Source organism: Streptomyces sp. NPDC048442, assembly GCF_040651475.1.
GTDB lineage: Bacteria > Actinomycetota > Actinomycetes > Streptomycetales > Streptomycetaceae > Streptomyces.
Window position 1 is genome coordinate 16,621 of record NZ_JBEZKB010000050.1, and the last position, 12,092, is coordinate 28,712.

Here is a 12,092-nt window from a genome sequence, read left to right on the forward strand (position 1 = left end):
ACAGCGACAGACCCCCTGGGCGGCCGAGGTCAAATTTGTCCAAGCGACGCCGTCCGTGCCGTCTCTAAGGTCCCTGGAGAGTACGCAGTCGTTCCGCCCGGTCACATCTTCAAACATCTTCAAGGGGAGACGCATGTCGCTGCCGAATCCGAGGTCGGGCAATCAGCCCGCACGTCGCGGCCGGTGGGAACGGTTCAAGGTGACGCGCCCGTTCTCGCCCCAGGACCTGGCCGGTCTCTGGGGCTCGATCCTGGGCGTGGTGGCCCTTGCGCTCCTGCTCGGGTGGGCACTCGACATGAAGGGCGGGGTGGTGATTGTCGCGGCGATCCCGTTCATCTCGTCCTGGTTCGATTCGCGCCGCATCCTGTTCCAGTTCGACGCAGCCGGCGTAAGGGTCGCCGACTCGCTGCTGCCCTGGAACGACGTCACCCAGTTCGTCGTCGCGAAGCCCGAGGGAAGTGAGCACGTGCTGATCGGTGTACGGCTCCGACAGGGGGTGACGCTGCCGGCTGGTACGGGGGTCCGGCCGACGCATCCGGCGATGCCGGCGCCGCTGCACGTAGCCGTACAGCGGCACAAGTTCGACCTGGACAAGATGCTCACCAAGGCATGCAAATACGCCCCGTCCTACGTTCAGGTAGTGGTGGCCGGGCCGGCGGGGGAGCGGCTGGCGTCCTGAGAGGGGGTACGGGAGACGGGGCCCACCTGTGGTTCGGTCCCGGCCCCTGCCTGGCACTCCGTACATCCGCGCCGACGCCTGTGGAGACTCCGCCCGTTCCATGCCTCGTTACCGGCCGCCGCTGGTTCGGTGTCGCGGTGATGAGGCCACGGGTGGGGATCCCGCGAGTGGTGAGTTCGTCCTGCGGCAAGGAGACGGAGCCGGTGGAACTCGTCTCCGGTCCCTGTACCCAGCAGCGTGTTCGGACCGCACAAGCAAATGAAGGGGAAGACCGATGAGCCACCACCAGCCCAGCCCGTACGGCGGCCAGCCCCAGCAGCCCGGACAGTTCGGTCCGGGGCAGCCGCAACAACGGGGCCCCTACGGTCAGCCGCCGCAGGGCGTGCCCCAGCAGGGCTACGGCTACCCCCAGCAGGGCCAGCCGGGCGGCCCCCGCCAGCCGCAGCAACCTGGGCACCACGATGTATGGGGCCCCCACGGGCAGGTACCGCCGTCCCCGCCGAGTGGAGGTGGCGGCGGCACGAGGGCCGGGCTCATCGTGGGAGCTGTGGTGGCGCTCTTCGCCATAGGCGGTGGGGCCTGGTACCTCACAGCGGGCGGAGACGGGGGAGGAGACGCAGGCGGTGGCACGAAGCTCACGGACGACGGACCGCACCGGCTTACGGCCCCGGCGGAGGTACTGGACGGCACGTACAAGAGCGTGACCAAGAAGGACGATGAGCCGCGGGCCCTCAACGAGTCCAAGGCGAAGTACCTCGCCGGGACCGGCATCTCGGCGGACGCGGAATCGGTCGTCAACGTCTACTCGGTCTCTGAGGAACTGCATGGTGCGCCGAAGGTGGAAGGTCTGACGTTCCTGGGCATCCACGGCGAGGTCAAGGACCCCGAAACCACTCTCGACGCCGTGTTCGCCAAGATGAAAGAGCGTCCGGGCACCACGTTCCTCGGCGATGCCCGGAAAATGTCGCCCGACGACCTGAACGGTGCCGTGATGAAGTGCCAGAAGGTCCAGTCGCAGATCCCCTCCATACCCGGGCACACCGAGAGCGTGCGGTGCGTCTGGGCCGACCACAGCACCATTGGTGTGGTGACACCCAGCAAGCCCGCCGCGGAGTACTCCATGGAGGAGGCCGCCAAGATTGCTGCGGCGCTCCGAAAGGAAGTGCGTATCGCGGCCAAGTAACCCGCTGGCGCACAACCCCTTCTGCACGCCCTCACGCACCTGTACATCCGCAACGAGATGTGTGCTGTCCTCTCTCCACTCTCAGGGCCCGGACGCCTGCCGAAGTCCGCGCGCACCACGATGTCGCGCACCTCGAGCGACGCCCCGCACTCGTCACCTCGCTGGTCTGCTGTCCGCAGGAAGGCGGGCTCCTTTAGCATCCTGCCCCTTGACCGCAGTCTGATCGGCGGCTGCGGCCAAGTTGGTCAAGGAGAAACGTGGGCCCGGCCGGACAGGGACAAGGTCCGCGCGATCTGCGATTGGTGCGAACATGCGGTCACCACTGGACAGACCGACATGGACGACGCCCTCGCCCGCCATGGTCCACGGCGCACAGGCTGGCTCACCCGATTCGGACTCCCGTTCACCGACATTCTTCAAGATCGGAACGACAACAGCCACTCACTACTGATCTTGTCAGACACCCCCAACGGGCTCGCCAGCCTCCCCAGTTCCGGTACCGCTGACACCGGATATGGCCACTGTTCGATCTGCCGCAGCTCTCCAGCAAGATCGCGGTGAATAGAAGGACGGCCTCAGCTCATGGCTCTGAGTAGTTCCCCAAAGATAAAAGACAAGCTTAGCCGCCCTCAAAGGGGGGGCAGGCAGGACATGGCCGACCGGTCTCTGGGGACCCGTGGGGACCTCCGCCCTTTGGCTCCGCACGTGATCGCCCGGACACGTCACACTCGGAGGGGAACAAAATCCGAGGCTACGAGCAGGGCGTACACGCCGACGTTGGCCAGAGCCATCGCGAGGAAGTACCCGACGTGTGCCCGGGTTCCCTCGATGCCGGGCGGTGAAGCCAGGGTGCCGGGTGTCCTGGTCTGCCACCACACGAAGGCCGCGAGCAGAATGCCGGCAGTCGGAAGCTGGAATTCCTGGCCTGTGAAGTGCGGAATCGCCCCGCTGATTCCGGCGATCCCGGCGGCGCCGAGCAGCACCCCGAGTCCGTCGAAGCGAACGCCGATGCGGCCCGGCCGGTCACGCACCAGGGCAGCCGCTCCGATCACGGCGACCGCGGCGAAGGGAATTCCTCCGTAGAGGTACCACCGCCAGCCCAGGTCCAGAGGCAAGGACCAGGCCGTCAGCAAGCCGAGTGCCGGGCCGCCGCCCGCGATCGCGATGTAGATCCCGAATGCCTTGCGGCGTTCCTGCGGGCTGGTGAAAGAGGTGGCCACCAGGACCGGTGCGGCCGAGGAGACCAGTGCGGCAAAGGCGCCCTGCAGGGCGCGGCCCGTGATCCACATGCCGGACGAGGACGCCGTGCCGCCGAGGACGGCGGCCGCCGCAAATCCCACCAGGCTGGCCATCAACATCCTCTTGCGGCCCATCAGGTCCGCGATGCGGGCACCGAACGGCAGCAGCACGATGAAAGCCAGCGCATAGGCGATGGGCATCACGTCCAGGTAGACGGTGGACGACACCCGCACTCCGTCGGAGTCAAGCCCCACGTCCCTGTCGGCTCCCATCACCTTCATCATCATGTTGGAGAACGTCGCGTCCATCAGCACGACCAGCTGGGCCAGAGCCAGTGCCAACAGGCCCCACCAGCGCCGGGGAAGGGGGACGGCCGGCTCCGAGAACTGGGCTGGGGACGTGGGTGCACCCCAGATTCCGGGTGGTTGGGCCGGGGGCGCGCTGAAGCCGGGGGCGGCGCCGGAGTGTGCGGGGGCGGTGGGGAGGTACGAGGGCTGCGCGGGCGTCGGTCGCGCAGCATGTGGGACGGCCCCTTCTATCGAGTCAGACGTGACGGATACGAGATCTGCTTCGTGCCCGGTGCTGGGGAGGACCTTAAAGAGCGTTTCGTCCCGGCGAGAGTGTTTGGTTGGCGTATGGGTGCCTGGTTGGATACCGCTGAGGTTGCTGTCGTCATCCGTGAGGTGAGAGACGGGTGACGACGTGAGCGGGACCGTTTCGGCCCTTTCACTCCTGTCTGATCCCAAGGCGCCCCCACTCACCCCTGTTTGCGCCCTGTGGCGGAGGGACGACCGCCGGTACTACGGAAACATGCCTCGACGCCGACGGTATCCAAGTGACCTGTCCGATGCCCGATGGAAACTGCTCGAGCCAAACCTGGCGGGCCGAGCGCCGAGGGAAGGGCCTGGACATCGGGCGGCCGCCCGAACACGACCTGCGCCGAATCATGGACGCGGTCCTCTACGTCGACCGGACGGGGATCCCGTGGCGGTATCTGCCACACGACTTCACACCATGGGAAACCGTGTATGGATACTTCGCGGCTTGGCAGAAAGACGGAGTGTTCGACCAGCTCAACGGACTGCTCCGTCAGCTGGTTCGAGAGGCCGAAGGCCGGAATGCAGAACCAAGCGCGTGCGTGCTGGAAGCGCAGAGCGTCAAGACATCAGCGAATGTTCCGGCCGCCGGCCAGGGCCTCGACGCGGGCAAGAAGATCGCGGGCCGCAAGCGCCACATCGGTGTCGACACCCTCGGTCTCCTGCTGGCCGTCTGGGTCACGGCAGCCAGCGTGTCCGACAACGTCGGCGGCATCCACCTGCTCTCGAACATCGCCAAGGCCCATCCACGCGTGACGAAAGCGTGGGCTGACACCGGCTACCGGACCAAGGCCATCGACCCCGGTGCCACTCTCGGCATCAACGTCGAGGTCACCCGCCGCGACCCAGGCCAGAAGGGCTTCAAGGTCATCCCGCGGCGCTGGGTCGTGGAGCGGACCTTCGGCTGGCTGATGAATCACCGCCGCCTGGCCCGCGACTATGAAACACACCCACACTGCTCCGAAGCGATGATCCGACTCGCGATGATCGACCTAATGAGCCGCAGGCTCACCCGAGAGTCCACTCCGAACTGGAAGGACACATAGCCAGAGCGCGAGAAGCAGACTCGCCGGCCCGACAAACCCAACCGGCGATACGAGAGGATGCAGGCCAGCCCCTCTCAAGAGAGCGAGACCTACGGTGACTGAACCGGCCCCGGTGAACCTGATCGATCTGGGAGATGCGGATGGCAACCGCTGCGTCGTCCGCGTGACCAGCCGCTATCAACCCGGAGTGCTGACCGGCCACGACATTCTGCAAGCCGATGTCCTGGTCTCCGCGAGCTTTGTCGATGCCAGACTTGAGCTCTACCTGTGCCAGCAGGACCTCGACACCTGGCAGCACGACTTGACACAGCTCGCGCCGGGCAAAGGCGCAACCATCGGTGGTGACCGCGGGCTGAGTCTCGACTTCTTCATGCATGAGGACCGCACCTTGTCGTTGACGGTCCAGGACCCCGACCGCATGAGCCTCGCGCTAGGGATCGGACCGCAGGAGTCCTGGGTTCAGGACCACCACCAGCGACTTGAGCACGTTCGAGAGACCTGGCCCAGCGAAGTCGTGGAAACGGCTCCCATGACCTACGAGTGGAGCTCCAACCGCAAACGCTAAGTCGGTACTCGTACCCCAAAGATCAACTAATTCGCCTACTTCTCAAACACCCCTGCCGGGACGAAACGCTCTTTGACCGCGCCGTCAACTCGTCCTGTGCACCCGATACTTCGCACCATCCGACCGCCTCGCCCGACAGAGAAGGGCGTACAGGCCCGGCGCCCGAAGCGGCCCAGCCCCCATCAAACGCGCAGGCTCACGGCTACCCGGACCGCGCGCGCCGCGTGTGCCAGGCTCGTTCGCGGCACGCGGGAGAGCAGTACGTTGCTGAGGCAGGATGCTCGACCCCCACCGTCCACGACGCCCCCCACTCCGGGCAGCTGGACGTCACGTCGGCCTTCACCGCATCGGTCCTCGACCGCGCACGCCGCATCCGCCGCCAATGCCCCGACCGACAAGAGGACGAACAGAACACCGCCGTCGCCCTTGCCGCCGGCATCAGCGGACCACCGCATCCGCGACACAGCCGCGGCCCGGAGTCGCTGGCCCCGACTACGACCAGTCTCAGCCGGGGCACCCCCTCCTCCATGACGCCACCATACGGCCAGCCGGCTTCGGCTACTCGGTGGTGAGCGCCTTGCTATAAACCGTGGAACTACGCTGGACCGTCATGCCAATCCGCTCGTACAGCGACACCGCACCCGTGTCCGAGTGCGTCCACAGCGTGCAGGTCTGCTTCCCTTGTTGATAGAAGGCGCGGAACGCTGCCTGCAGCAGCATGTAAGCGATCCCTCGGTTGCGGTGGTCGCGTCGTACCGCGACGCGCTCGACGCGCCCTTCGTCGTTGCCCGGGACGTCCAGCGACAGCACCGCGCCGACCATCTGATCGCCAGCAAACGCGACTGGTGATGCCGCAGGGGCGAACGTTGCTCGTTCGACCGTATACCGGGCCCATTCCGCGTAAGTCTTTCGCCGCTGCTGCCACTCGTCGAACGCGTCCTCGGTGACCTGGTATGCCGCTTGCTCGTCACCGACCCGAAAGAACCGGACCGTGATACCGCCCTGCGGTTCAGGTACCTCTGGTTCGACAGGCATCGCGATCTCCAGCAGCCACTCAGTGACGAGCCGGGCGTACCCAGTGGACCGTAGGAGTGCGACCGCCGCGTGATCCCTGTCGGAGACCGTCTGAGCGAGCCGACTGCTTCCCAGCTGCCGGGCACGCGCCTCGGCCCAGGCGAGCAGCGAACTTCCAAGACCCCGCCCTCGGTGATCGGGGTGCACGTGGACCGTAGCCCGCCGGCCCTTCACCCACCCCCAGCCGGCCAGCCCTCCCTCGGAGTCGGGCAGGAGTACCGTGTCGGACTTGAGCTCCAGACCAGGCAAGCTGAGATCAGCAGCGATGCGATCGGAGCCGGTCACGGCACGGCCCTGCAGCTCGTACTCGCACGCGGTGACCAAACGGTGAACCGCGTGGGCGTCAGCAGTGGTAGCCGATCGACTGCGGTAACCGATCGGCAACAGCATCGAGGAAGGAACAGACATGGGGTGAACCCTGCGCCATCCGTTCTTCCATGTCGACCTGATTACCTCGCTCACCAGCAGGCCTGTGATTCCCGATCCGCCAGCCAGTGCCGTCCAGGCCCAATTTGATATGGCATGAACGGATCAGACACAGCTTCTGAGCTTGTTTTTTATGGTTTGTGAGCTTTGAGTTGATTACGCTCCGCGATACTTTCTGGGCGTCTGGTCGTTTTGCCCACGTCATAACGGGTGGCGGGGCGCCGGTTCTTGGATCCAAGTGGGCGTCCTGGGCCTGGAGTTGAGGGTTTGGGCGCACGGGCCGGATTGTGCAGGTGAGGGCGGAGGTTCCTGAACCCGCGACGGACGCGGGCCGGGGTGAGCCGGGCGGGTTCGGCTGGTTTCTCCCAGGGGCGGCGGAGGTCGGCGGCGGCCTCGCGGGTGAGCCGGAGCTGGGTGTGCGCTGCGATCACGAGCCATGTCCACCGGTCCGCGGCCTCGGGGCTGCGGAGCTTGGGACGGGTCCAGCCGAGCGTCTGCTTTACAAAACGGAAAGTATGTTCAAGATCGAAGCGCCTCAGGAACGCTTGCCACCGCAGACCGACGTCCTCGCTGGTCATGCCGGTCTTGGAGGACCACAGCCAGACGGGCAGTGGGTCACCTCCGCCGGGCAGGTGGTCCACCTGGAGGCGGATGAGGGTGCCCTCGATGAGGGGGAGTTCGCCGTCGTGGTCGATCCACGCGCTGCGGGTGGTGAGCCGGGGGTGGATGCGGTCCCAGGCCATGGCCTGGGCGGTGCCGTAGCGGTCGGTGACCTGCACAGTCTCCGCGTCGGGATTGCCCCAGGTCTCGGGCCTGGCGAAGCGGAACTCCTTGCCGTGCTTCGGCGGCCGCCCGCCCTGGGGGTAGGCCAGGGCGTACTCCAGTTGCGTAGGTGTAGGACGGCGCATGACTCGGTCCGAGCGCATCCGTCCGAGCACCTCGATGGGCAGGCCGGTAAGGAGGTAGGCCATGCGCGGGGCGTCGTAGCCGGCGTCGAAGACGACCAGGATGTCCGGGTCGCCGTCCTCCCACTGGCCCTGGCCGATCAAGTCGTTCACGACGCGGCGGACCTGCCGTGCGGTGACCTCGGCGACGTCGTCGTCGGGGCCGAGGCGGACCGCGTCCAGCAGCTGGCACCACGAGGTGCGGCCCGTCTCCAGCGCGGCGACAAACGAGTACGGCCAGCCGGGAATGAACTGGTCACTGGAACGTCCCGATCGACCGTAGACATGACAGAACAGCCGGTCCGGGCTGGTCGGCGCGTCCGGACGCAGCCAGTTGGTCACGTCGACCGCCAGGACGATCCGGTTGTCGGCGGCCTTGGGCTGCGGCAACATCGCTAGCGCATGCCGCAGCCCGGCCACGTCGACATGACCGCAGTTCAGGGCGTCATACAAGGCGCCGTGCCCGCGGCGGTGTTCGGCCAGCAGCGTTAGGTCGACCGGTGACGTGACCGGCCCGTTCTCGCAGAGCATCGCGTCGCACAGCTCGAACAGGGCGTCACCGCGCCGGGTGAGGCAGGCGTAGAGGTCTTCCCGAAAGTGGGACGTGAAGTCGAACGCGTCGCGCAGGGCATCGTCGTGCAGCACACTCACCTCTACGGTCTTCGCTTGATTCCGGTGCCTCTGTGACGGAGCACAGGATCGAACGAAGGCCGCTCTCACGTCCGGCGGTTACCTGCTCGGGTCATCAAGTTCGAGGGGCTATTCGACCCTGCCGGTCTGCCTGGGGAGTGCCAGCCGGTGGCCGTTTGGGCAGGGCGGTGTATTTCGTGAAGGCTTCCTGGCAGTCGGGGACGAATGGCCACTGATGCAGAACCTCCCGAAGGGTGGCTTCGGGCAGCCAGTCGTGCCAGGCGATCTCCGACGGATCCGGTGCCACGTTCTCCTCGATAACGGCTTCGTGCACACCGAGCCAGTACGGGCTGATCACCCCGTGGCAGAGGAACTTGAAGGCGAACCGAACCGGGGCACGAACACCGAGCTCTTCCGCCAGTTCTCGGGCGGCCGCGGCCTCGTAGGTTTCACCCGCGTCCACCGCGCCACCAAGGAGCCAGTTGTACTGGCCTGGGAACCGCGAAACGTTCCCCGGTCTGCGGTGCACCAGGATCCGGCCCTCCACGTCACGACACACGATGGTCGCCACCCGGTGCAACAATCTGCTGCGAATCGCCTCACCCCGGTCGACGATCCCCAGCACTCGGTCCTGCTCGTCTACACGCTCCACCAACTCGCTCATGACACCCACGATGTCAAAGAGACCCGTAGTGCTGTCACAGACCGTGAGGAACCCACGGGGCACAGGTTAAATACCAAGCTCAACGAAGCGGTGCACCGGTCTGGAGGCCGGTGCACCGGCAGCCGTCAGGGACGGCTGTGGTTGTTGTGAGGGTCAGCAGCTGGTGGTGGTGTCGCCGCTGTCGGCAGAGCAGGTGTCGTTGCCGAGGCCACCGTTCGCGGTGTCGCCGCCGACTCCGTCCAGGACGTTGATGGCGTCGTTGCCGAGGTTGCCGCTCATCGTGTCGGTGCCGGAGAGGTCTTCGAGGACGTCGTCGCCCTTTTGGCCGTCGAGGTCGTCGTTTCCGGCGCCGCCGTAGATGTGGTCGTTGCCGTTGTCGAACAGGTACAGCAGCGAACCCAGCAGCGTTTCACCGTAGTTGGCGTCGTTGCCGGCCTCGCCGTAGAGGTAGTCGGCGCCGTTCCCGCCGCCCATCACGTCGTCACCGTTGCCGCCGTGCAGGATGTCGTCGCTGTTCCCGCCGGCGATGGTGTCGTTGCCGTCACCGGCGTAAATGGTGTCATTGCCGTTGCCGCCGTTGATCGTATCGTTGCCGCCCAGGCCGCAGATGACGTCCGCACCGCTGGTGCCGTTCAGGGTGTCGTTGCCGTTGGTGCCCGTGAGGGTGCAGCCCAGGCCGTTGGCGACGGTGGTGTTCTCCGCGGCGCTGTCGTTACCCGGCGTGGGGTCGGCCTCGGTGGCGTCCGCGGTGGCGGTCGCGGTCACCGTGCCGGTCGCCGTCGGCGACAGCGTCACGGTGATGGTGGCGGACGCGCTGGAAGCCAGAGTGCCCAGGGTGCAGGACACGGTGGGCGCGGAAATACTGCACGAGCCCTGTGAGCTGGTCGCGGAGACGATGCCGGCCGCGGACCCGGACAGGGTGAGCGACGCGGTCGTCGACGTGGCTGCGGTGGGGCCGTTGTTGGTGACGGTCGCGGTGTCGGCGAAGGTGTTGCCCAGATCGACCGGATCTGCGGAGTCGGTCAGGGATACGCCCAGGTCGGCTCCTGAGGGGGTCTCGGTGACGGTGATGGTGGGGCCGTTCACCGTGCCTTCGCCGCCGCTGGTGTTGGAGTAGATCTGGTAGCGCAGGACGAACGTGCCGACCGGGGTGGCGGGGTCGATGCGCAGGGTGATCGAGCCACTGAACGGATCGCCGGCGTTGAGGTTGCCTAGCGGTACCCGCGGGCCCAGGAACGCTTGCTCGAAGCAGGGGCCGGCGTTGCCGGTGCACGACTCGATGCTGGTGAACTGATCCAGCGTGCCGAGGGCCGTGGAACCGGAATAGAAGTTCTCGCCGGCGCCGGGTCGGGCGTTATCCGAAGTGCCGGTGAAACTGATGGTGAAGGTGTCGCCGGCCGCCACGGTGGTGGAAGAGACACTGATGGAGGTGACTGCGTGCGCGGGGGTGACCGCGAACAGCAGGCCCGCCACCGCGAGCAGGAACGCCGCGCCCAGTGTCCGCAGACGGTTTGGCCACCGCAGTCCGGTAGGGGCTGGCCGGCGCGCCAGGACACGTCGGCGCGGTGTAGTTAAGGAGACAGGACGGGATCTGAGGTATCGCACAGGAGACCTTCCGCGATCAGGGCTGAAGGCCCGGCGACCCGGGCTGCCCTACGACTTACGAGCGGCTCCACGGTCACTGCGGATGTGCCGGTGACAGTACAAGCCCGCACGCCCACCCCGGTCTCGTGGGGAGCCCGCGATCAGATCGCAGCACAAGCACTACCCGGCAGGCCAGAGCGGACATCTCACCACGTACGTGCCCGCAGTCTCCCACCCAGGACAGCGGACACCCCCCACCAGAACGGAGGGTCTTCCCATGGCCCGGAAAGCATTCCTCCGGTCCGGACCGCCGCCAGCTACCCCACCGACGTACTGCGTTTGAGGAAGAGACACAGACACTGAAGAATTCCGCTGCCGATGGGCGGTGTCGACGGTCACAGGCTGTAGCGAATGCGCATCGTGCCCCGGATTTGCGCATTCATTGCGCATCCTCAGCCGACATTGCGCATCAACTCGCGGATCCTAGACCACGCCCTGGACGTACCGGTCGACGAGCGGGTCCAAGTAGTCGACCTGCGGGCCGTGCAGTCCCGCCAGGTCCTTGACCGAGTGGGCCAGGGCCATGCGGTCGAGCTCCGGCTCGCGTCCCCGTGCACGCTCGGCAGCCGCCAGCGCGGCGAACCCGCTCGGACAGCACACCCGCCGGGAGCGCTGGGGCCAGATACGTCAGGCCGACACTTCGGTGCGTACGGTTGCCGCGCTCCCGCGCACGTCTGGGCGCCGCACACGGCGTCCAGGCGACCTGTGACCCGCGGGTGTGGTGCGCGGGGCCGGGATTTTGGGGCAGGTGCTCAGGGTCATGGACTTCGCACCACGGCCGTGGTGAAGAGGAAACATCGGCACCATCCAGCCCGCAGGCGGCACGGCCGACCAGGCACGGAGCATGGTCGCGACCGACCCCAGCGCGGACACCTGCGACATGTGCGGTGCCCCGAATCCCTGACTCGGAGGCCGACCTCCTCGACCGCTAGGAGGCGGGCCTCCCTCACCCCGCCCGTGAGCTGCGCGGGACGTGCCCGGGATACATGAACGCCTTGTTCTCGTAGGCGAGTTGGCCTGTCGGCCGCGTCGGGGGGCGTCTCAGGCGGTGCCGTGCTCGCGGGTGTGGTGGTCGGCGGCCTGTTGGTGGGCGTTGCCTTCGTTGACGGCTGCTCCGGCCGTGGGGCAGCCGGGGGTGGTGCAGGACCACAGCCACGGGTGCTGGCGGTCGGCGGGCTCGGGGTGGGGGCGGACGGTCCAGGGCGCGGCCAGGAGTCCGAGGCGGGCGGCCTGGGCGAGTTCGGTGGTGCGCATGGAGGCTCCTTGTTCTGATCAGCGGTCAGGGCCGGGGTCGGTACCCGATAGGAGGCCCGCACCGGATGTCCGGATGCTGTTGGCGAATGTGGGCCCTGTGCGTGACGTCGGCCTTCGAGACCTGGTTGTGGTCTTGAAGGCCGACGTT

9 protein-coding genes and 1 pseudogene are annotated in these 12,092 nt (G+C 66.9%); 4 read left to right on the top strand and 6 right to left on the bottom strand.

Annotated features, from left to right (window positions below; all coding sequences use genetic code 11):
• The first annotated feature begins 133 nt into the window (after positions 1 to 133).
• Together AB0D18_RS39845 and AB0D18_RS39850 are read left to right on the top strand one after the other, a co-directional pair.
• Entirely contained in the window at positions 134 to 679 is a 546-nt protein-coding gene (locus AB0D18_RS39845) for a hypothetical protein (protein WP_362430601.1), read from the top strand.
• 274 nt (positions 680 to 953) lie between these two features.
• Positions 954 to 1,862 carry a hypothetical protein gene (locus AB0D18_RS39850; protein ID WP_362430602.1) on the top strand — a complete coding sequence of 303 codons (909 nt, stop codon included), beginning with the start codon at positions 954 to 956 and terminating at the stop codon, positions 1,860 to 1,862.
• Positions 1,863 to 2,584: 722 nt separating this feature from the next.
• On the opposite strand, the gene AB0D18_RS39855 is transcribed toward AB0D18_RS39850, so the two are convergent.
• A complete protein-coding gene (locus AB0D18_RS39855; RefSeq protein ID WP_362430603.1) occupies positions 2,585 to 3,442 on the bottom strand; it encodes an MFS transporter in 858 nt (285 codons plus the stop codon).
• Positions 3,443 to 3,911: 469 nt separating this feature from the next.
• Here AB0D18_RS39855 and AB0D18_RS39860 point away from each other — a divergent pair.
• Both AB0D18_RS39860 and AB0D18_RS39865 read left to right on the top strand, forming a co-directional pair.
• Positions 3,912 to 4,743: pseudogene (locus AB0D18_RS39860) on the top strand (IS5 family transposase).
• A 94-nt stretch (positions 4,744 to 4,837) separates the two neighbouring features.
• The gene (locus AB0D18_RS39865; protein WP_362430604.1) at positions 4,838 to 5,308 is read left to right on the top strand and encodes a DUF5959 family protein; all 471 of its coding nucleotides are present in this window, start codon (positions 4,838 to 4,840) and stop codon (positions 5,306 to 5,308) included.
• 558 nt (positions 5,309 to 5,866) lie between these two features.
• Here AB0D18_RS39865 and AB0D18_RS39870 read toward each other — a convergent pair.
• The 5 genes from AB0D18_RS39870 to AB0D18_RS39890 form a co-directional block, all read right to left on the bottom strand.
• Positions 5,867 to 6,790 (bottom strand): GNAT family N-acetyltransferase, encoded by a 924-nt coding sequence (locus AB0D18_RS39870; protein ID WP_362430605.1) that lies wholly within the window; start codon positions 6,788 to 6,790, stop codon positions 5,867 to 5,869.
• A 149-nt stretch (positions 6,791 to 6,939) separates the two neighbouring features.
• The gene (locus AB0D18_RS39875; RefSeq protein ID WP_362430606.1) at positions 6,940 to 8,403 is read right to left on the bottom strand and encodes an NF041680 family putative transposase; all 1,464 of its coding nucleotides are present in this window, start codon (positions 8,401 to 8,403) and stop codon (positions 6,940 to 6,942) included.
• A 94-nt stretch (positions 8,404 to 8,497) separates the two neighbouring features.
• Positions 8,498 to 9,046: an NUDIX domain-containing protein gene (locus AB0D18_RS39880; protein ID WP_362430607.1), complete on the bottom strand. Its 549-nt coding sequence runs from the start codon at positions 9,044 to 9,046 to the stop codon at positions 8,498 to 8,500.
• A 153-nt stretch (positions 9,047 to 9,199) separates the two neighbouring features.
• A complete protein-coding gene (locus AB0D18_RS39885) occupies positions 9,200 to 10,519 on the bottom strand; it encodes a CARDB domain-containing protein (RefSeq protein WP_362430608.1) in 1,320 nt (439 codons plus the stop codon).
• A 1,212-nt stretch (positions 10,520 to 11,731) separates the two neighbouring features.
• Positions 11,732 to 11,944 carry a hypothetical protein gene (locus tag AB0D18_RS39890; protein WP_362430609.1) on the bottom strand — a complete coding sequence of 71 codons (213 nt, stop codon included), beginning with the start codon at positions 11,942 to 11,944 and terminating at the stop codon, positions 11,732 to 11,734.
• Positions 11,945 to 12,092 lie beyond the last annotated feature (148 nt).